The sequence below is a fragment of the Aminivibrio sp. genome (genome assembly GCF_016756745.1).
Lineage (GTDB): Bacteria > Synergistota > Synergistia > Synergistales > Aminobacteriaceae > Aminivibrio.
This window is the reverse complement of sequence record NZ_JAESIH010000025.1, coordinates 159,920-179,752: the sequence shown is the minus strand read 5'-3', so window position 1 is coordinate 179,752 and position 19,833 is coordinate 159,920. Positions and strand designations below refer to the sequence as shown.

Here is a 19,833-nt window from a genome sequence, read left to right as displayed (position 1 = left end):
CTTGGGCTCAATCTATCCAGACGGTAATTTCGGGAAAACCGGTCCTGGAGTTTCCTATGGAATAAAAAGGAGCAAGGGCATTCCAAACCCTGGCCGGTGAAGAAACCGTAACCCAGAAGACAAGAGGCGGTTCTCCCGGATCCATCGGGCACAGCCCGGTTTCCTTCAGTTGTGCCATTATACTCTCTTTCAGGCGCTGGGAAGGACACTTGATCTCCAGGAGAAAAGAAAAAGGAGGCAGCTCCAATTCCTTTCTTTCACGGAGTTCATCGTTCCAGAAATGATCCCAGCCGAGCAGGATCCCTTTCTGCCATCCGCTGCCGGGACGTCTGCTCTGGAGCAGAACCGTGCGTCCCTCCGGGTTCCCTCTCCAGAGAGATTCCCATATCATGGAATAGGCCGTGAATTTAGCCTGAAACGAAACGTTCCGCACCTCGCTGTCGGCATCAATCCAGGCGGAAAATCCTACGTCAGTCGTGTCGCACAGTGCCAGGGCGGAACGGGTTCCAAGGACAATGCCTCCCTCGGAGAGTTCCTTCCTGAGGTTATGGTCCGCCTTCTTCCCTGAGATTTTCGTTCCATCCCAGATAAATACCGGTTTTTCATCGGACGCTGTCGCCCGGGCGACCGGAAGGAGGGCCTCAAGACCTGGACGTTTCCCGGTGAGAAGGACTCCCCTGCATGAGGGGCAGGTCTCGGGAAGGGGGAAAATCCTGCCGCAGGATGAGCACCGGAGCCTTTGCCGTTTTTCCTCCCAGGCTGCCACCCGGCCGCAGACACTGCATAAAATAGGGTTCCCGCATTCCTCACAGGCCACCTCCCCGGCATAACCTTTCCTGTCCAGAAGCCAGAGGGCCGTCTTTCCAGCGGAGAGAACCCGCGATGTTTCAGAGAAAAGAGCGGCGGAAAGGGGAAGGGAGCCCGAAATGCCCTGAAATTCCGAAGAAAGGCTGTTTTTAAGATCAACGAATTTTACGGATTCCCGTGAAGGGCGCCTGGTGCACTTCGGTTTTCCCCGGAGATAGACTCTCGAGGAGGGCAGCCGTCCTGACATGGTGAGAGCCGCCTTTGCCAGAAGGGCTTTTCTTGCGGCAACCGACCTGATGTTGAGAAAGGGGCGCCTGTAGGTCCTGTAAGCGCCGCTGCTTTCTTCATCCACAATGACGGACCGGATATGTTCCAGAGGAGCGAAAACGGCGCCGGGGCCTCCGATTATGCCTCTTGCTCCGCCCTTTCGAGCAGTAATCCATGCATTCTGTAGTTTTTTACCGCCAGTAGCGGGCCACAGAAGAGAAGATTCTCTGAGAGCAGGTGAAAGAAAATCAAAAAACGCTGTGGCCAGCCTCTGTTCCGGGAAGAGGGCCAGAAAGGGATAACCGTTGTCCAGGGATTCCTGCAGTTTTTTCCAGCGGGTGACTGTATCACATTCGTAAAGAAATAACTCTTCGTACCGGCCTGGGTTCTCCGGCGCCGGCCCGTCGAGGGGAGCGAAGTCTTCAAGTGCGGCGGGGGAAGAAAGAATGGCGGGAGGAACCGCCATCTTCAGAACCTCGCCTGCACCGCAGAGGAATGTTTTTCCCGTCCAGTCGAGGAGTTCGACATTCTCTTCCGGCAGCAGGGGGGCGCCGTCGCAAAAAGGTTCCGCCTGACGAACGGTAAATCCGTTCTCTTCAGGAAGAGCGGCAAAACACGATTCAATTATTCCGAACCGTGTTCCCCTTCCCAAGGGTATTCTCAGGCGGCTTCCCCGGCGACGAGGAGAAGGCAGTTCGTAGGTCAGAAGATTCCACCATGGCCCCGGGACGATGACGTTGCAGAAGCACGAAGCCCCCGCAGTATTCACAGAAGCCAGTCCTCTTCAAGAATTCTGCTCCACACGCTTTCGGCCACATCCTCCTTTGTTCCGGAGAATTCTTCGGCGCTCCCGTCAACTGAAAGAAGTTTGACAGTGTTGGTCTCGGTCCCGAAACCTGAACCTGAAGCTGTAATATCATTGGCGACAATAAAATCGAGATTTTTGCGCCTCATTTTTTCAGAGGCGTTGAGGAGCAGATCATGGCTTTCCGCTGCGAATCCGACAAGGATCTGGCCCTGTCGCTTCCGTTCCCCGAGCGCAGCGGCTATGTCCGTGTTCTGAACCAGGTCTACCGTGAGGGTATCGACATTCGCCCGCTTTATTTTCCTGTCGCTGAAAGAGGCTGCCCTGAAATCACCGACAGCGGCTGCCTTTACGATATAGTCCATCTCTTCTGAAAGGGACAAGACCGTCCGCTTCATCTCCTCCGCGGACACGACGGATTTGACGTCAAAACCGCCGAGGTTGGAAAATACTGCGGGACCATGAACAAACGTTATCGAGGCGCCGCGGTACCAGGCGGATCTTGCCATGGCATACCCCATCTTCCCCGTGCTTGGGTTGCTGAGAAAACGGACAGGGTCCAGGAATTCCCGGGTGGGCCCGGCGGTGACGAGGACATTTTTCCCCTCGAGCTTCTTTGAGGGGCACAGGGCTTTCCACATTTCCTCCAGTATGACCTCCACGGAGGGGAGTCTTCCCTTTCCCTCGTATCCGCATGCCAGGCTTCCCGTTTCCGGGTCGGCAATGATGATTCCTGTTTCTTTCAGGATTTCAATGTTCCTGGCCGTTGCCGGATGATTGAACATGTTCACGTTCATGGCCGGGAAAACCACTACTGGCGACCCGGCAGCAAGGAGTAGGGAGCAGAGAAGTTCCTTTCCCGCTCCCCTCGCCATGTTCGACAGCGTTTCCGCTGTACAGGGGGCGACAATGATCACATCCGCCCAGTCCGCCAGTGTTATATGGGGGATTTTCCACCCCGTGTCGTCGGAAAGGAAGTCGGATTGTCTCCAGACACGCTTGCCGGCCAGCGTGGAAAGCACCATGGGGCTGACGAACTTTTCACCGTCGGAGGTTAGCACAACCTCCACGTCGCACCCGGATTTGACGAGAGCCCGGACGATCTCCGGCGCTTTATAGGCGGAAATGCCTCCTGTTATGCCGAGTACTACTTTTCTGTTCCGCTTCCAATCGGGCATGGCCGGATCATGAATCGGCGCCGTTCTCCGAGGCGGTTTCTTGTTCCAGGGAGAGGCGGACTGTACCGAGATCAAACTCCTGAAGAGCTGTGGAGATGAATTTTTCATTGTCTTCATCCAGGGTGCGCCCTTTCTGCTCACTGAGAGCACGGGCACGGGCAGCCACTGCGGCGGTGAGAAGATACTTGTTATTTATGCCCTGTTTCTGGGCCAGAGAATCCAAATCGTAAAAAATCATTTTCGTTCCCCCCTGTTAGATCTGCAGCCGATAATTATGGACTTCAGCTCTTCGGAAGCCCGTTCGGCATCATCGTTTATTATAACGTAATCATAATCTTTGGCTTTCATCATCTCAAGCCTGGCATTGTCGAGCCTAAGCCGGAGATTTTCCACGCTTTCCGTTCCCCTTTCCATCAGGCGGTGTTCAAGTTCTTCAAGAGAAGGAGGAGAGACGAACACGAGGATGCTCTCGGGCATTTTTTCCCTGATCTGAAAAGCCCCCTGTACGTCAATTTCAAGCACCATATCATAGCCTTCTGAAAGGGCCTTTTCCACGTCGTCCCTCAGGGTGCCATAGTAATGACCATGCACTTTCGCATGTTCGAGAAACTTGTCCTCCTTCAGAAGGGAAAGAAAGGCCTCTTCAGAAATGAACCGGTAGTCTGTTCCGTCCTTCTCTCCCTTCCTGGGAGGTCTCGTGGTGCATGAGATCGAAAATCTGATGCCCTGCACCGTTTCGAAGACTTTTTTCCGCAGCGTCCCCTTGCCGGCACCGCTCGGGCCGGAAAGGACAAAGAGCTTACCCCTGTCCGAGCGATTCATCCTCTGTATTTTCCTCGAATCTGTTCACGATTGTCTCGGGCTGAATGGCCGACAGCACCACATGGTTGCTGTCGGTAACCAGTATTGCCCTTGTCTTCCGGCCCTGTGTGGCGTCGATGAGCCTGCCTTGTTCCTTCGCTTCTTCCTTGAGACGTTTTATCGGGGCTGAGGTCGGATGAATAATGGCCACGATCCTCTCCCCTACGATCATATTGCCGAATCCTATATGAACCAGTTTTGCGGTCATCGCCCTCACTCCACGTTTTGAACCTGTTCCCGGATTTTCTCCAGAAGAGTCTTTGCCTCCACCACCATCCAACGGAGTTCGGCATCGGTAATTTTGGAGCCCATGGTATTGACTTCCCGGTTCATTTCCTGAATCAGGAAATCAAGTTTCCTTCCCTCTGAAGAGGGACCTGCAAGGATAGCGCGGAATTGTCTGCAATGACTCCCGGATCGGACAAATTCCTCGGAGATGTCCCATTTGTCCCCCATGAGAGCGAGTTCCTGGGCTACCCGTCCCTGGTCGGCCTCGTTGGCCACTCCTTCGAGCAGAAGAGTGACCCGTTTCCGGAGTTCTTCGAAGAGCTCCTCTTTTTTCCCTGTCCAGTATTTCTCGATGGAACCGACGAGGGTTTCAAAGGAGTCAAGATACTCCTCCACCGCCCGCCGCAGGTTCTCTCCTTCTTTTTCGCGCATCCCGGCGAGGCTCTTTATACACGCCCCGACGATTTCTTCCAGGGCTCCGCCCACCTGAGCCTCCACCATGGAGAGAACAGAGGGCGATTCGAGAACGCCCGGAAGGGAGAGGAGTGACGGAAGCCCTGGTTTCTGCCCGGTACCGAGTTCATCGGAAAGAGAGAGGATCTGGGTATAATAATTGCGGAGGACCTCTCCGTCAATGGCAAGGGCCTTGTACCTCGGGGCCCAGCTGATTTCGGCGAAAAATCGTATCTTTCCCCGTCCCAGGCCGGAACGGAGAAGACCGCCGATTGCCGATTCGAAGGAAGCCAGTTCCCTCGGCAGTCGGATCGAAAGTTCCTGGTACCTGTGGTTTACCGACGAAATCTCAACCGTGAGAGTGCCCCATTCGAAGTTTCTGCTTTCCCTCGTAAATCCCGTCATGCTTCGTATCATCAGTCCCCATTCCTTTCTCTGGAAATCGTCTCAGTCTTTTGGAGAAAGGCGTCAAGAGTCGCGAGCAGTTCGGGCAGACCGGTTCCGGAAAGGGCACTGATTGAAACGGCGGCTTCTCCTGTTTCCCGGAATCTCTCCTCTACAGCCTGTTTTTTATCCGGATCAAGAAGATCGCATTTGTTTAGTGCAAAAAAACGGGGGATATCTCCTCCGCCGATTTCCTGAACCGTTTTCTCGACGACTTCCCTGACTTCCTGGTAATCCGGTGCCGCCACATCAAGGACAAAAACGAGAAACGCGGAGGACACTATTTCTTCAAGCGTTGTCCTGAAAGCAGCCACGAGACCGGGAGGCAGATCCCTTATAAAGCCCACCGTATCGGAAAGCAGGATCTCTCTTCCTGACGGCAGGCTCACTTTCCTCATGAAGGTGTCCAGGGTTGAAAAGAGCATGTTCTCTGCCACCAGGGACGAATCCCTGCTCAGCGCCCGGAGAAGGGAAGATTTTCCGCTGTTTGTATAACCCACAAGCGAAACAACGGGAAGATTCATTTTCTTCCTCCGGTCGCGCTGAAGCGTCCTCTTTCTTTTCAGCACCCCGAGTTTTTTGCTAATGTCTCGTACGCGCCGCTCAAGCTTTCTCCTGTGCCGTTCGAATTCCGTTTCTCCGGGGCCCCTGGTTCCGATTCCGCCCCCGAGACGGGACATCTGGGCTCCAAGTCCCTTCAGGTGAGGGATCTCATATTTGCACAGCGCCATCTCCACCTGCATCTTCGCTTCCGACGAACTCGCCCGGAGTTCAAAAATTTTCATTATGACAAAGGGACGGTCCCAAACCTCCACCCCTGTAGTCCTCTGGAGGTTGTTTTTCTGGCCCGGAGTCAGCGGTTCGTTGCAAACGAGAAGCGTTGCGCCCACGGTTTTGCAGAAGAGAGCCAGCTCCTCAGCCTTTCCCTTTCCGAGAAGAAAGGCAGGGTCCGGCCGGCTTCGCCGCTGAATGACCGAACCGGCGGATGTTATCCCGAGGTTTTTGAGGAGAAGTTCCAGCTCCTCCAGAAGCACCGAAGGAGAAAAGGGCTGATCCGGGAGCTCCAGTCCCGCGAGCACCGCCGTCCGTTCCTGCATGGCCGTCAAAGAAGGGCCCTGGCCTTGGGTTCCAGGGATGCCAGTTCTTCTTCCAGTTTTTTGAGCAGCTTGTCTCTTCCCTCTCTGCCCAGACTTGCATAGTCGCTTGTTTCAATGGTCTCGCCGACAATCACCGACAGGTGGAGCGGCTTGACGAATTTTGCTCCCGGAGGCATGGCCTCAAATGTTCCGGCGACAAAGGCAGGAACGACAGGCGCTCCTGATTTGACCGCGATAAGGGCGGCTCCTCCTTCCAAAGGCTGGAGTTTCCCGTCGAGGGACCGGGCGCCCTCAGGAAAAAGAAGCACATTTTCACCCTCTTCGAGCAGCTTTAAAAATGTCCTCAGGGCCGCTCCGGCACTCTGGCTGTCCTGTTTCTGCACCGGAATGGCGCCAAGGGCACGGACCATGCTCCCGAAAATAAAGGGCTCAAACAGTTCCGACTTGGCCAGAAAACGCAGCCTTCCGGGGAAAATAGCTCCAAGGACCACGGGATCAAGATTGCTGCAGTGATTGGCTATGACGATGTAATTCCGGCGGGGAAGCGGCGAGAACCAGCGGATTGAAATCCTGTTGTACGCCTTGAGAGCGATGTAGAAAAACCATTTTACTAAAAAATAAAACAGTTTATTGGACAGCGTCATTATGATTCTCCTTGTTCAGGATTTCTCTTACGATAGCGAGTACCTCGCCGGTCACTTCTCCGATGGTGAGCCCGTCTGTACTCAGTTCGACAGCGTCGTCGGCCTTCCTCAGGGGAGCAGCGGAGCGACTGCTGTCCGCCCGGTCCCTCTCCCTTATCTGTTCAAGCACATCTTCAAAGCGGGCATTTTCCTTCCGCTCCTTGAGCTCGAGAAAACGGCGCCGTGCCCTTTCCTCCGCAGATGCAGTAAGAAAAATCTTCACCTGGGCGTCCGGGAATACGACGGTCGCCATGTCGCGCCCGTCCGCGACAAGTCCTTTTCTTTTTCCCTGTTCACGCTGGAGGTCAAGAAGGCGGTTCCGGACCATGGGCAGCGATGCGTAGGCCGAAACAATGGCGTCAATACGCGGAGCGCGGATCTCTGCCCCGACGTATTTCCCCTCAAGCAGGATTCCTTTTCCGGTGATTTCCAGCGAGACCTCCTGAAGGGCGGAAAAAAGCATATCTGATTCTACGGGCGGAATGCCCCTGGCATCGAGAAAGAAGGCAAGGGCCCTGTACAATGCCCCGGTGTCAAGGTAGGGTATCCCCAGAGACCCGGCTACACGTTTCGCTATGGTGCTTTTGCCGGCTCCGGCCGGTCCGTCGATGGCCACGATGAGCGGCCGGCCCGTCATTGGAAAGCTTCCTCCATTTCCGAGAGCTCGGCTTCTGCCTGGGCGACGAAATCCACAAGTTCGGACATAAGGTTTTCATAATCCGTGATGCCGAGCCTTTCAAGGGATTCGGGATAGAGATAGCTCTGGAGTCCGTCAGCGCCAAGTCCGACGCCGAGCATGAGGCAAAGGGAATTGGCGACATGGACCACGTCGACCAGGGATTGATATTTCGGTTCCTGTAGGGCGTTTGGAGCATGGTGATGGGCCACGGCGAATTTGAAGGGGTCGGGAAGGCCCCATTTTTCCACCAGCAGGGTTCCCACAGCGGCGTGGTCAAAACCGAGAACCTGTATTTCAGCGTCAAGGAAGGGAATGTGCTGTTCCTCCACCAGCTTGACGATGATGCCGTATCCGAAACGGACGTAATCGTTCAGCACCACTTTCCCGATATCGTGAAGAAGACCGCCGACGTAGGCTTCTTCCGGAAGGGCTTTCCTGGTCTTCTGGGAAATGTAGCGGGCAGCGTAGGCCACTGTGAGGGAATGACGCCAGAGGACTCCCCTGTCGAGGGCATACCCCGAGAGGGATTTGTCCATTACGGAGTAAACCGAAGCTGAAAGAACGATGTTGCTTATATTCTTGTATCCCAGAAGGGCGATGGCTTCCGCGATACTTGAAATCTCCCTGGAAATTCCGTAGGCGGCTGAATTGGCCAGTTTGAGGGTCCGGATCACGAGCCCTTCATCCCGGGAAAGGCTGGCGGCCACATCCTGGGCGCTGCTGTCCGGGTCATTCAGCTTGCGCATCGTTTCTACGACGAACTGAGGAAAAGATTTGATTTCCTTTATTTTTTTGAGAATGCGTGTTTTAATGAGTTCCCGTGATCGCTCGTCAATTCCGTCCATCTTCCGCCCTCCTAGAATGACCTAAATGCTTCCCCCGAACCGAATCGCATTCCAGAGTTCCCTGCGGGACATCTCGACAAACTTTCCTGCAGGGAGTTCCTTCAGCTCCATTTTACCAATTCTTTTCCGAACAAGCACTTCGACCTCAAAACCGAGGCTTTGGGCCATCCGGCGCACCTCACGCTTGACTCCCTCAGCCAGGACCACGGAGACCCACCTGTCCGCAGGTTCCCGGTCAAGGATGCGGACATTCGCCGGCTTCAGCAGGCGTCCGTCGAGCTCGACACCGGAAAGCCAGCCTTTTACAGCCTTTCTGTTGATTTCCCTGTCGAGGAGAGCGTGGTATTCCCTGAGTATTCTCCGTGAGGGATGCACAACCTCCTGGGCAAAAGCACCGTCGTTGGTGAGGATAAGCAGACCCTCCGTTTCCCTGTCAAGCCGCCCCACCGGAAAAAGGCGGAAGGAACTGAACTTTTCGGGAAGCAGACCCGCAATGACCGGATCGAAGGGGTCGCTAACGGAACATACCCAGCCCGCAGGTTTGTTCATGACGACGTAGACCTTTCTTTCAGGCGTAACCGGGCTGCCGTCAACGGAAACTTCATTTTCTTCGTTCACGCGGTAAGCCGGCATGAGGACCACTTTCCCGTCAACCTTTACTCGGCCGGAAGCTATTATTCCCTCCACTTTTCTTCTCGCACCCAGTCCGCACATGGCCAGGTACCGGTTGAGCCTGATCTTCGCGTTCACGGCAGATCGTCCTCCTCCCCCTGTTCGTCGTTTTCTTCCACCGGAAGGGCATCTGCTTTCCTGGGTTTTTCTTCGGGAGGGGGCGCAAGTTCCTGAAGTTCCTCGAGGGTGGGAAGTTCCGAAATGGACGAAAGCCCGAACGTCTCCAGGAAGATGTCCGTTGTCCTGTAGAGCAGCGGCGAACCTGTGCCCTTCTTCCTTCCCGCAATTCTGATCATCCCGTGGGAAAGGAGGGTTTCAATAACCCGTTCGCACCTTACCCCCCGGATGTCCTCCACTTCGCTCCTGGTCACCGGCTGGTTATAGGCAATCACGGCCAGCGTTTCGACCGCAGCCCTGCTCAGGCGGATTTTCTGTGTCCGGGCTGTATCGCGAAACAGGGAGACCGAATCGGCCACATCCTCCGCCGTCACCATTCTCCATCCTCCTGCCGATTTCTGGAGGAGAACGCCCGATCTGATCCGTCTGAGAAAGTCTCCAAGAATCTTTATTTCTCCTGACGTGACCGAAAGAGGCAATGACAGGACCGAGGCGAGCTCTTCATCCCCGACAGGAGACCCGGCGACGAAGAGAATTGCCTGAATCCTGCGGCCGATGTCAGAAATGCCTTCAGATACTGTATATGAGCACATCCCTGAACAGCTCCTCCTGAACGATGCGAATTCGCCCCATTCTGCTCATTTCGAGCAGCGAAAGAAGCGTCACGACGAAAACACGCACGCTTCTGCTGTTTCCGAGAAGGTGAGAAAAAGAGACCGCGGGAACATTATGAAGAATTCCCATTATCTCGGAAATCTTCATATCAATCTGCTCTTCATCAGGGAGAGGAACAGGCATACCTTCCCAGTCATCATCCCTGTCCATACATGAAGTCTTTCCCGAAGGACAGGAGGCCCGTTTTTCTTCCAGAAGATCCCACCAGAGGCTGCACAGGCCGTAGAGGTTGCCAAGGTCCCAGGATTGTCCCTCTTCTTCGGAGGAAGGACGAAAAAAAACGAGATCCTGCTTTTCCTTCCTGTTCCACAGCAACAGGGCTGCTTTCCTGTAGGGCCTGTACCGGGAAAGTTTCCCCTCGACATCGTACTCGTCGAGGGCCATTTCTTCCATACCGGACGGTTCGTCTTCTCCCCCTGCTGTTTTCCCCGGGAGAAGGGACCGTATCTTGTTCAGCACCAGCGATGCCGCCAGTGTTAAAAATTCAGAAACCACAGCGACGGAGACCCGCCTCGTATTGGCCAGGTAGGCTCCGTATATCCTGACCGCCTGGCCTACTGAAATTCCGGCGGCATCGAGCTGCCTGTTTTCAACAAGGTAGCAGAGCAGGTCGAAAGGGCCGGAAAAACCGCTTACCTCCGCCTGAAAAACGCTCAGGTCGTGGTTTTGAACCACCTCATCGACCTACCCTCTCCGGACGAATCCTATGGAGTTCACGACCTCGTCCATTGTTTTCCGGGCGACATCCCCGGCCTTCACCGCACCCTCCCTGAGGATGTCGCCGAGAAGATCGGGGTTCTTTTCATAAAAGGCTCTTTTCTCTCGTATGGGGTTCATGACCCGCTCCACGTGAATATTCAGCTTCTTTTTACAGTCCACGCAGCCTATGCCGGCGGTTTTGCAGCCCTCCGCAATCTCGGCTTTTTCGCTGTCACAGTTGTTGAAGACCCTGTGAATATCCCACACAGGGCATTTTTCCGGATCGCCGGGGTCAGTCCGTTTTTCCCGGGCCGGGTCGGTCACCATGGTCCGCAGCTTGTTCCAAACTTCTTCCCGGCTGTCGGCAAGGTTGATTGAATTTCCGTAGGATTTGCTCATTTTTTTCCCGTCCGTCCCGGGAACCTTCGGAGTGGGGGTCAGCATGATCTGCGGTTCGATCAGGACCTCGCCGAAAAAACCGTTGAATCTCCGCACCATTTCCCTGGCGATTTCCAGGTGGGCGCTCTGGTCCTCGCCGACGGGCACGATTCCAGCCTTGTACAGAAGAATGTCCGCCGCCATGAGGACAGGGTATCCGAGGAAAGCGTAATTGCCGAGATCCTTGTTCTGTATGTTGATGATCTGTTCCTTGTACGTGGGACATCTCTGGAGCCAGCCGAGCGGTGTGACCATGGAAAGGGCAAGGTGCAGCTCCGCATGCTGGGGGACGTGGGACTGAACGAAAATGACGCACTTTTCAGGGTCAAGGCCGGACGAAAGCCAGTCAATGAGAACCTCCCAGCAGTTCGATTCTATCTTGGAGCTGTCGGCATAGTCCGACATGAGAGCATGCCAGTCGACGATGCTGTAAAAACACTCATATCCTTCCTGGAGCTTGATCCAATTCGTCAGGGCTCCCGCAAGATGTCCCAGGTGGAGCTGTCCTGTCGGTCTCATTCCGCTGAAAACACGCTGGTTCATTTCTAACCACCTCGAATGGGAAATGTCCGGAAAAATCCGTCAAAAAATCCAGGATATCATACCATTTGAACCGAAATCGTCATAGGCTGAATGTGTCAGTCAATGACGACAGGAAGACGGGGCGTGCTTCTGAAAACAGACGCCTCGAATCCTGAGGCTTCTGAAACAGCCCCCGCCAGGGCATCGAGAGAAAAAGACTCCACTTCCCCGTGATCTCCAATGAGAAGAATGAGCCCTTCGTAAAGAGCTTCCAGTCTTTCGTGGTACTTCACGTCCGATGTGAAGTAAGCATCTGCCCCGGCGGTTTTCGCTCCGTCCCACAGGCCGCCGCCGGACCCTCCGCACAGGGCGAGCCTGTACACGGGACGGTGAGAGTCGCCATAGAGGTCGAGACGGGAGAGCATCAGGGCGGAACGGATTGCCTGCCCCAGTTCCCGCCCTGTCAAAGCTGAAGGAAGATTTCCCAGGGCTCCGAGCCCCCATGCACCGGAGACGGAGGGAACAAGAGGACTGACGGACTCCAGCCCTATGGCGGCGGCAATGGCGGCGTTGACGCCTCTCGGGCTGGAGTCCCAGTTTGTATGCATGGAGATCACGGCAATGTCCTTTTTCAGCGCGAAGGAGACGGCCTTCCCTGTAGCGGTGGAGACATCCAGTTTTTTCAGCGGAGAAAAGATAAGAGGATGGTGGCTTACCAGGACGGAGCAGTCCTTTTCGACCGCGTATCCCACGGCTTCGGGAGTCGGGTCGAGGGATACAACTACTCCCGTCACAGGAGACTCCGGATCGCCCACGAGGAGCCCCGAATTGTCCCACTCCTCTGCCCAACTGAAGGGAACCATGGCGTCAAGGTTCCCCAGAAGATCCTTCACCAGCATCGGGATTCCTCCTCCCAAATAAAAAAACCGTTTCCCCGGAAGGAAACGGCGATTTCGTGGTGGGCCTACCTGGACTCGAACCAGGAACCTTCCGGTTATGAGCCGGTGGCTCTAACCACTTGAGCTATAGGCCCGGAAAGAAGCGTTGCCAATTATACGCCCCGACTCTGAGAAAATGCAAGGAGCATGCCTTATTTCTAAAAAATCCGCCGATTACTCCTCTATGACTATGCATCCCACAGGGCAACTCTCGGCAGCTTCCTGAGCGCACTCGCCGCCTTCGGGGCGAATCACCTTTGATACCCCGGCATCTTCGTCCATTGAAAAAACCTCGGGGCACACCTGAGCGCACACACCACAACCGATACATTCTTCCTTATTGATAGATACACCCATGAAAGATGTGGTCACCTCCTTCCATCAAGGGGATTGTATATCAGCGGAGGGCTACCGTCAAACCTGCTCGTTCCGCCTAAATCCGCACCTCAGCGGGGAGCGTCACCGGGGCTCACTCCCACAGGGCTACCTTCGGTTGCCTCTTTTCCACGCCGTCGAGCCGAAGTAAGGCCTTATAGGAGGAAACCGCCTTGACCTCAGGGTCTGAGGAAAGCATGAAGATTCCCGTTCCTGTGACTTCAGCTCCGAATTCCTTTGCCACCAGAAGCATTCCGGCCGCGGTGCTCCCGCCGCGCATGAAGTCGTCCACGATGAGGACCCGCTTCCCCTTCCCAAGCTGTTTGGTTCCCATGTACATGGCTTTGACGTCGCCGTTCTTCGTGGGGTAATGGACGGTAACAGCCGATCCGTCGCTCGCCCTGTTCCGAAAACGGCACACCGCCAGGGGAATACCCATGGCATGAGCGGTAAAAATGGCGAGAGGGATTCCCTTAACCTCGGAGGTCATGACCACATCCGGTCTCGTCTCGCTGAAGAGGGACGCCATGGCGTATCCTAGGCGGAGGGCATAGTGGGGATTGAAAAGGATATCGCTATAATAGACCAATCCTCCTGGAAGAAACCGCTCTTCGCAGTTGAGGAGGTCTGTTATTTCCTTCAAGAGGGATTCCTTTACCGCCGCCGCCATTCTCGGAACGAAGGAAGCGCCGCCCGTTCTTCCCCTGTCGACGCTGATGCCTCCCATTCCTTCCCGGGAAAGGGCCTCGTCGATAATCGCCACATCGTCGCTGATGACCGTCTTTGAAACGAGGAAGTCCTCGGCGAGGGATGTAAGAGAAAGCTGCTTCGATGGGCAGGTTAAAAACCTCGCTGCAGTACGGATAAGCCGTTCTGTTCTTTGTCCTTTCATTTCGTCATCACTCCAGGCAGAAAATTTTCCGTATCCAGTCGTATCTCGTCATGTCTCTAAAAAAATCGCCGAGACCGCTTTTTTCATAGAAGAGCCCGAAACAGGCACTCCCGCTTCCCGTGATTCCCCACCCATTTGCACCGTATTCGCCGAAAGCGCTGAACAGGTCCGAATAACGGGGGTACAAATTATGAAGTATCGGCAGAAAATCGTTCGGCAAAAGTCCAACGTTCCGTTTGTTTCGTAAGTCGTCAAGAAGATCTTCCGTTTCCTTCTCTGCCTCGTCGGCATTCATGGGGAACCGTCCTCCCCATGTTTTGTCGAGCTGGGAAAAAGCTCTTTGGGTTGACATCTCCCATGAAGGTACCGCGACAAGGACCGAGGGCGTTTCCGGAGGAGATGGGATCGGCATAATGATCTCCCCTCTTCCGCTCACCGCAGCCCATTCGGCATCACTGAAAAGGAATGGGACGTCGGATCCGAACTCTCCAGGCCCGGGATCCTTTTTTCCGCTCATACGGTGCAGCCAGGAGAGCAAGGCGGCAGCATTTCCGCTCCCTCCGCCCAGTCCGCTCCCAGGCGGAATATTCTTCACAAGGCTGATGTGAAGGGGCGGTAGTTTCGTGGTTTGCCCAGCACGGGCCAGCACTTCCTCAAGTATATTTTTCCCCGGGACCTTCTCTCCGTAAACGGACAAGATGTTCCGAACATTATGATCATATTGCGGGGTAATTGTCAATGATTCTACCGCTGAAAGTCGCAAAAAAACCGATCTGAGTTCGTGGTATCCGTCAGGCCGTTTGCCGGTAATCCGCAACGAGATATTGATTTTTGCGTCCGATTGGACAAAAAAAGACATAGAAGCCTCCCCTTGTGAAAGCAAAAAAGATGCCCCGGCACGCAGGGGCGTCGGGGCGTCTTTTTTCTGACGTTCGAAAAGGATTAGTTCCTGCTTCCGGAAAGAAGTTCCAGTTCGACCTCCCGGGTCAGAAGCTCCGCATAGCTGAAAGATACCTTGCTTTCCTGAGATTCGACGTAAAGGGTAAAGAGGTTCGGATAGGTTTCCAGTATGACTCCCTGGCGTTCTTCAACCTTGCGGCGCCCCTTGGCTGTCCGGTACCGGACTTTCAATCCCTTGTACAACGCAACCTGTTCACGGATCGAAGTAATTGTCGCCATTCGGGTCACTCCCAGCACTATAAATGTTTTATAGATCTTATCATAAATATGAAAAAATATCAAATATCAGTATTTTGCCTAAATCCGCAGGCAGCGGGGAGTGTCACCGGTGCTCGCTTGGGCGGGGGGTGCAGATTGTCGTCCTTGACAACTGCACCTGAAACCGACATCCGTGTCGGTTTCTCTCCCCCGGGCGCTGTGCCCGGCGACACTCCCTCTGCCTGAAAAACCTGCGGATTTAGGTTTTGTGGAGCTCGGGCCGCCCAGGAGCCCTGTATATCAGGGTCCCGCTATTCCCCGGGGGAGCTTCGATGCAAGAAGGACCCTTTTTTCTCCCGCTCTCCTGGTGTAGCCCTTTGCATCGAGATATTCGAGCAGTGGAAGAATGAATTTTCTCGAACTGCCTGTTATATCCCGTACCCGGGCCAGGGTGACGCCTTCTTTTTCCTTGAGGAGAATTCGGAGGAGTTCATTCTCTATCTCCGCTGAAAGAAGAAATTCGCCGGATACTATGGAAACCATGCCTGTCTCCCGCATGCCGTTGAGGAGGGTTGAAAAGGCATCCTCGCCGATGGCGAGTCTCTCTCTCGCTTCTGAAATGACGGGAGGCTGGAATCCTCTTTCCCTGCACAGGGAAAGGATCTCGGCGGACCGCCTTTCAAAGGTCTCGTCGTCCCTCGGCTGAAAATCCTTCATGCGGAGAAGCCCTTCTTCAGAAACAACAACGGAACCGCCTGATACGAGAGCCTCGAGAAAAGCCTTTGCCGTCCTCGAGTCGAAGGACTTGAGGGCTGAAAGGACAGTCACGTCGGGAGGAGCGCCTTTCTGTGACGGATGGGAATCATGGTATGACCAGAGAAAGGCTTCCACGTCCCCCGCCAGGCGAAGAAAACAGTTCTTTGAAAGAAGGAGTTTTTTTCCCCCCTGGAGAAACACGGTGTCTTCCCTTTTCCTGAGCTTTTCTGCTAGCCGGGTCGTTTCATCGGGGGATTCCTGGATGTAGAGCGCCCCATCCGAAAGCTCCAGCATTGAAAAAGACCTGACCAGGGCAAGGAGTCTTTCTTCAGGGTCGTGAACCGCGGCAAGGTTCCGCACTCTTTCGATGCATGAAATCCTGGCTTTTTTCCCCTTGGGCTTGACCGCGTAGGGGAAGAGGACTCTCCCTCCGGCGATGGTCTCGAGGGGACTGTATCTCCGGAGAACGAAGCGCTGGTCCACCAGGCAAACGATATTCTCCTCGGCAACGATCTGTGCCGGGGCCGTTTCTCCGGGCTGGAGAAACGGATTTTCGAGAAGGGCTATCCGGGCCACTACATCGGAAGTGCCGATGTGCAGCCGGACCCTCTGCCAGTGACGAACCGGTTCTCGGGCGCTTTCAAGCAGCCGGAGCTCGCACTCGAAACACCGCGTGGCCCTGTAGACGCCTTTTGCGCAGAGGACGTCTCCCCGTGACAGTTCTTCCGAAGAAATACCGGCTATGCTCACGGCGACCCTCTGACCGGCCCATGCTGTCTGGACCCCGGTGCCGTGAACCTGGACGCTGCGGACCCTGCCTTCGCGGCCTGAGGGTAGAGCTGCGGTTTCCATGCCGACGGATATTTCTCCCCTGTAGGCCGTACCTGTGACCACGACTCCGAAGCCCGCCACCGGGAATGTCCGGTCAATCGGAAGGAAAAACGGACCTTTCCTGGGCCTCGGGCGGATTCTGTTCACGAGATTCCCGAGTTCCTCCCTGAGAAGGGAAAGGTTCGTTCCCGAAATTGCGGAAACGGGTATTACCGGTTTTCCCTCCAGAAAGGAACCGCGAAGGAACTCACGGACATCCTCGAGGGCGAGCTCCAGGAAATCCTCGTCGACAGAATCCGCTTTCGTCACTGCGACAAGCCCATCCTTTACACCGAGGATTTTTAGTATCTCGAGATGTTCCCTTGTCTGAGGCATTACCCCCTCGTCGGCGGCCACCACAAGGAGCACGCCGTCAATTCCCGAGGCACCGGCCACCATCTGGCGGATAAAACGCTCATGGCCGGGGACATCCACAATGCTTACAATTCTTCCGTCGTCGAGGACGAGGGGGGCGAATCCGAGCTCTATGGTTATTCCCCGTTTTTTTTCCTCGCTGAGGCGGTCGCAGTCGATGCCCGTAAGCGCTTTTACAAGGGTTGTCTTTCCGTGGTCGATATGTCCTGCCGTACCGAGCACAAGGGATATTTCCCGGTGGTCCACGGCGTCACCTCCCGGAAGCGACTGCCCTGAAGGCATCGCAGATTTTTTCTTCGTCTCCCGGAAGGAGAGTCCGGACGTGCAGGAGGACCATATTGTCCTTTGCTCCAGCAATGACGGGAACGGGAAGGGATCGCAGTAAAGAGAGAATGGTGCCGGCGCTCCCCAGGGATTCCATGACAATTCCTACAGCCCATCCCGGAAGCCGTTCCGCCGGGAAAGCGCCTCCGCCCACGGCGTCATCAGCTTCCGCCAGGGAAACGGTGCCTGCCGGGAGAATCATTTTCAGTTTATTCGAGAGCCTCCGGGCTTTTTTCCGGAGGGAGTCCCCTGTTTCATTCAGCATGGCGAGGGTCGGAATCCTGAGATGTCTTCCTGAAAGATAAAGGCGGAGCGTAGCTTCAAAGGCGGCGAGAGTCATCTTGTCAACTCTCAGTGCCCTCAGAAGGGGGTAATTTCGCAGCCTGTCCACAACCTCTTTTTTGCCGGCCAATCCTCCGATCTGGGGGCCGCCGAGCATTTTATCCCCTGAAAAAGTCACAAGGTCCACTCCCTCGTCGATGCATGAGGAGACCGTCGGCTCCCCTTTCAGGCCGAAGGAGGCCATGTCGATGAGGGTCCCGCTCCCCAAGTCTTCGAGAAAAAGGAGCCCCTTTTCTTTGGCGAGACCGGCAAGCTCATTCCTCGGAACCGAGGAGGTAAAACCCTCCATCCGAAAATTCGATGGGTGAACTTTCAGAAGGGCTGCCGTGTTATCCGTCACCGCGTTTCCATAATCCCTCAGGTGGGTTCTGTTCGTGGATCCCACCTCCACGAGGCGGGCCCCGGAAAAGGCCATTATGTCGGGAATACGGAAGGACCCGCCTATTTCTACGAGTTCACCCCGGGAGACGATCACTTCTTTTCCTGCGCACAGCCCCGCCAGCATGAGAAGGACCGCCCCTGCGTTGTTGTTGACCGCAAGTCCTGCCTCCGCTCCAGTGATTTCCTTCAGGAGCCATTCAATGTGGTCGCTCCGGTGCCCCCGCTTGCCTTCGGAAAGATCGTATTCCAGAGTGCTGTACCTGTCAGCCACGGCCAGAACCGCATGGCCGGCCTCGGAGGCCAGGCATGACCTGCCCAGGTTCGTGTGAATGACTACACCCGTTGCGTTCACAACCGGCCTGAGAGTCCCACCGGATCTGGCGGCAAGTACGGGAAGAGCAAGTTTAAGGACTGATTCCGCTGAAGGCTCGGCCCCCTCGCCTTCAAGTATTTTTTTTCTAAGGATGTCAAGGGCCTCGCCAAGGACCGTCTTCACAGCTTCCCGGCCCATGTTATCCAGAAAGGGCTCCATGCCCGGCATGCCGAGAAGGCAGTCCATGGCGGGAAGCGCACGGAGTCTGTTTTTTTCTGTAGCCTGTGCCTTCATGAAAGAAACATCACCTTTCTCCGGAGAAAAGAAATATAAACCCCGGCATCAGAAAAGGCCGGGAGGCGGCAAAATACTTTGCTCCCGGCCATATTCTACCCTATAATATCAGGCAGTACGAATCAGGATTTTCAAAACACTTCGGGGAGGCGACAGTATGGCGAAGATCGACGCCAGGGGCAAAAGCTGCCCCCAGCCGGTCATGATGACCAAAACGCATGTGGATTCTGGAGAGAAGGAACTCGAGGTCTACCTCGACAATGCGGTGTCCGCATCCAATGTCCAGCGTTTTCTTGAAAAAAACGGGTTTCGGGTTCAGATCATAGACGAAGACGGAACCATTACCATCAGGGGAACGAAAAACGCCTGGGCAACAGACCCGGGGCAGGCAACGGAGGAGCAGGAAAAGATTTTGCAGAATGCGGCCGTCCTGATCACCGACAGTGTTATCGGGGGAGGAGACCAGGTCCTGGGGGAAGTGCTCATGAAGGGGTTCCTCGGCACCCTATCCCAGCTCTCAAACCCGCCGTCGGTGGTGGCGCTCATGAACGAGGGCGTCAAGCTCGCCCTGAAAAACACGTCGTCCTGCGACCATCTCTCCGCTCTTCGGAAGAAGGGAACCAGAATCCTCGTCTGCGGCACCTGCACCAACCATTTCGGCATCACGGCGGACATCGGGGCGGGAGTAATCTCCAACATGTTCGAGATTACGGAAGCCCTGCTTTCCGCGGAGAAGCAGCTTACCGTCTGAAGAGACCTGCTTTCATGCCTCCCCTTCCCTGAAGGGGAGGCATGAAAGCAGGTGCTCCGCCAGGAAAGAAAGAGCTTCTCCGGTGCTTTTGTCAGGGGAAAGAAACGTCATAAGCCGTTCCTCAGCCGGGAGATAGGCCACGTGGACCTCGCTGTCGAGGATATCCTGTTCAGCTCTCGGGGCGTCTTCGTCGAAAAGAAGCATCCATCCCGGCGTCGTGATCCCCACCAGAGTCCAGTCCGTCCCGGGATAGGTATGGTGAATCACACCGCTGAAGTTTCTCCCCGAACGGGAGACGATCCTGCCGCTGATCCACCGGGCACGCTCCTCCATAGAGTCCGCTGCGATAAGAAGGGATCCCCCTTCCTCATCCAGGGAAACATAGACCCTCGACAGAGGAAGGAGTGATCCCCCGCTGAACCCGTTTCCCCCCTCCATACCATCCATGAAGGAAAGGCCTCCCCTCAGGGAGTCGGAGACATTCACCGCATACCCCTTTACGGGGCGCGAAGGCGAAAACCTCGCGAGACACATCAGCACGTCTTCCACCACGTAATCTTCCCCTGAACCAAAGCGGATCATTCCATATTCCAC

23 protein-coding genes, 1 tRNA gene and 1 pseudogene are annotated in these 19,833 nt (G+C 55.2%); 1 reads left to right on the top strand and 24 read right to left on the bottom strand.

All coding sequences use genetic code 11. The annotated features are described in order from the left end of the window. Nucleotides 1-7 precede the first annotated feature (7 nt). The 23 genes and pseudogenes from JMJ95_RS02705 to selA all read right to left on the bottom strand — a co-directional run bounded on the left by JMJ95_RS02705 (nucleotide 8) and on the right by selA (nucleotide 18,488). On the bottom strand, nucleotides 8-1,843 hold the full coding sequence (locus JMJ95_RS02705; protein WP_290682286.1) for a hypothetical protein: 1,836 nt from the start codon (nucleotides 1,841-1,843) through the stop codon (nucleotides 8-10). Further along, a complete protein-coding gene (gene coaBC / locus JMJ95_RS02700) occupies nucleotides 1,840-3,057 on the bottom strand; it encodes a bifunctional phosphopantothenoylcysteine decarboxylase/phosphopantothenate--cysteine ligase CoaBC (protein ID WP_290682282.1) in 1,218 nt (405 codons plus the stop codon). Before coaBC ends, JMJ95_RS02705 begins: the two co-directional genes overlap by 4 nt. Before the next feature lie 7 nt (nucleotides 3,058-3,064). After that, nucleotides 3,065-3,295: a DNA-directed RNA polymerase subunit omega gene (locus tag JMJ95_RS02695; RefSeq protein ID WP_290682279.1), complete on the bottom strand. Its 231-nt coding sequence runs from the start codon at nucleotides 3,293-3,295 to the stop codon at nucleotides 3,065-3,067. Further along, nucleotides 3,292-3,879 (bottom strand): guanylate kinase, encoded by a 588-nt coding sequence (gene gmk / locus JMJ95_RS02690; protein WP_290682275.1) that lies wholly within the window; start codon nucleotides 3,877-3,879, stop codon nucleotides 3,292-3,294. The genes JMJ95_RS02695 and gmk overlap by 4 nt, the downstream gene beginning before the upstream one ends. Then, on the bottom strand, nucleotides 3,857-4,126 hold the full coding sequence (locus JMJ95_RS02685; protein ID WP_290682272.1) for a DUF370 domain-containing protein: 270 nt from the start codon (nucleotides 4,124-4,126) through the stop codon (nucleotides 3,857-3,859). Before JMJ95_RS02685 ends, gmk begins: the two co-directional genes overlap by 23 nt. A gap of 5 nt (nucleotides 4,127-4,131) precedes the next feature. Next, on the bottom strand, nucleotides 4,132-5,016 hold the full coding sequence (locus JMJ95_RS02680) for a YicC/YloC family endoribonuclease (protein WP_290682269.1): 885 nt from the start codon (nucleotides 5,014-5,016) through the stop codon (nucleotides 4,132-4,134). After that, nucleotides 5,016-6,140, bottom strand: a complete 1,125-nt coding sequence (hflX, locus tag JMJ95_RS02675) for a GTPase HflX (protein WP_290682468.1) — start codon at nucleotides 6,138-6,140, stop codon at nucleotides 5,016-5,018. The genes JMJ95_RS02680 and hflX overlap by 1 nt, the downstream gene beginning before the upstream one ends. 5 nt (nucleotides 6,141-6,145) lie before the next feature. Then, complete coding sequence (locus tag JMJ95_RS02670; RefSeq protein WP_290682266.1) at nucleotides 6,146-6,784, bottom strand: 1-acyl-sn-glycerol-3-phosphate acyltransferase; 639 nt, start codon at nucleotides 6,782-6,784, stop codon at nucleotides 6,146-6,148. Further along, nucleotides 6,768-7,460 (bottom strand): (d)CMP kinase, encoded by a 693-nt coding sequence (gene cmk / locus JMJ95_RS02665; protein ID WP_290682263.1) that lies wholly within the window; start codon nucleotides 7,458-7,460, stop codon nucleotides 6,768-6,770. Before cmk ends, JMJ95_RS02670 begins: the two co-directional genes overlap by 17 nt. Then, nucleotides 7,457-8,347, bottom strand: a complete 891-nt coding sequence (locus tag JMJ95_RS02660; RefSeq protein ID WP_290682260.1) for an HDOD domain-containing protein — start codon at nucleotides 8,345-8,347, stop codon at nucleotides 7,457-7,459. Before JMJ95_RS02660 ends, cmk begins: the two co-directional genes overlap by 4 nt. Before the next feature lie 21 nt (nucleotides 8,348-8,368). Then, the gene (locus JMJ95_RS02655) at nucleotides 8,369-9,097 is read right to left on the bottom strand and encodes a pseudouridine synthase (protein WP_290682257.1); all 729 of its coding nucleotides are present in this window, start codon (nucleotides 9,095-9,097) and stop codon (nucleotides 8,369-8,371) included. Then, the gene (gene scpB / locus JMJ95_RS02650; RefSeq protein ID WP_290682254.1) at nucleotides 9,094-9,729 is read right to left on the bottom strand and encodes an SMC-Scp complex subunit ScpB; all 636 of its coding nucleotides are present in this window, start codon (nucleotides 9,727-9,729) and stop codon (nucleotides 9,094-9,096) included. Before scpB ends, JMJ95_RS02655 begins: the two co-directional genes overlap by 4 nt. After that, nucleotides 9,707-10,486 carry a hypothetical protein gene (locus JMJ95_RS02645; RefSeq protein ID WP_290682251.1) on the bottom strand — a complete coding sequence of 260 codons (780 nt, stop codon included), beginning with the start codon at nucleotides 10,484-10,486 and terminating at the stop codon, nucleotides 9,707-9,709. Before JMJ95_RS02645 ends, scpB begins: the two co-directional genes overlap by 23 nt. A gap of 9 nt (nucleotides 10,487-10,495) precedes the next feature. Further along, entirely contained in the window at nucleotides 10,496-11,491 is a 996-nt protein-coding gene (gene trpS, locus JMJ95_RS02640; RefSeq protein WP_290682249.1) for a tryptophan--tRNA ligase, read from the bottom strand. Between the two features lie 95 nt (nucleotides 11,492-11,586). Beyond that, nucleotides 11,587-12,369, bottom strand: a complete 783-nt coding sequence (locus JMJ95_RS02635) for a Nif3-like dinuclear metal center hexameric protein (protein ID WP_290682247.1) — start codon at nucleotides 12,367-12,369, stop codon at nucleotides 11,587-11,589. 57 nt (nucleotides 12,370-12,426) lie between these two features. Continuing rightward, a tRNA-Ile gene (locus JMJ95_RS02630) sits at nucleotides 12,427-12,503 on the bottom strand. A 79-nt stretch (nucleotides 12,504-12,582) separates the two neighbouring features. After that, nucleotides 12,583-12,765, bottom strand: a complete 183-nt coding sequence (locus tag JMJ95_RS02625; protein ID WP_290682244.1) for a ferredoxin — start codon at nucleotides 12,763-12,765, stop codon at nucleotides 12,583-12,585. 112 nt (nucleotides 12,766-12,877) lie between these two features. Next, on the bottom strand, nucleotides 12,878-13,675 hold the full coding sequence (locus tag JMJ95_RS02620; RefSeq protein WP_290682241.1) for a phosphoribosyltransferase family protein: 798 nt from the start codon (nucleotides 13,673-13,675) through the stop codon (nucleotides 12,878-12,880). Nucleotides 13,676-13,682: 7 nt separating this feature from the next. Next, on the bottom strand, nucleotides 13,683-14,087 hold the full coding sequence (locus JMJ95_RS02615) for a hypothetical protein (RefSeq protein WP_290682238.1): 405 nt from the start codon (nucleotides 14,085-14,087) through the stop codon (nucleotides 13,683-13,685). Between the two features lie 105 nt (nucleotides 14,088-14,192). Beyond that, nucleotides 14,193-14,534 (bottom strand): annotated as a pseudogene (locus tag JMJ95_RS13910) (hypothetical protein); the annotation flags it as partial. An 83-nt stretch (nucleotides 14,535-14,617) separates the two neighbouring features. Next, nucleotides 14,618-14,854: a Veg family protein gene (locus tag JMJ95_RS02610; protein ID WP_290682234.1), complete on the bottom strand. Its 237-nt coding sequence runs from the start codon at nucleotides 14,852-14,854 to the stop codon at nucleotides 14,618-14,620. Nucleotides 14,855-15,133: 279 nt separating this feature from the next. Further along, nucleotides 15,134-17,080, bottom strand: coding sequence for a selenocysteine-specific translation elongation factor (gene selB, locus JMJ95_RS02605; protein ID WP_290682231.1), 1,947 nt, complete (start codon nucleotides 17,078-17,080; stop codon nucleotides 15,134-15,136). A gap of 4 nt (nucleotides 17,081-17,084) precedes the next feature. Then, entirely contained in the window at nucleotides 17,085-18,488 is a 1,404-nt protein-coding gene (gene selA / locus JMJ95_RS02600) for an L-seryl-tRNA(Sec) selenium transferase (protein WP_290682228.1), read from the bottom strand. Nucleotides 18,489-18,645: 157 nt separating this feature from the next. On the opposite strand from selA, the gene yedF reads away from it, so the two are divergent. Next, nucleotides 18,646-19,239: a sulfurtransferase-like selenium metabolism protein YedF gene (yedF, locus tag JMJ95_RS02595; protein ID WP_290682225.1), complete on the top strand. Its 594-nt coding sequence runs from the start codon at nucleotides 18,646-18,648 to the stop codon at nucleotides 19,237-19,239. Between the two features lie 12 nt (nucleotides 19,240-19,251). Here the strand turns inward: yedF and JMJ95_RS02590 are convergent, their stop codons facing one another. Further along, nucleotides 19,252-19,833: a hypothetical protein gene (locus JMJ95_RS02590; protein WP_290682222.1), complete on the bottom strand. Its 582-nt coding sequence runs from the start codon at nucleotides 19,831-19,833 to the stop codon at nucleotides 19,252-19,254.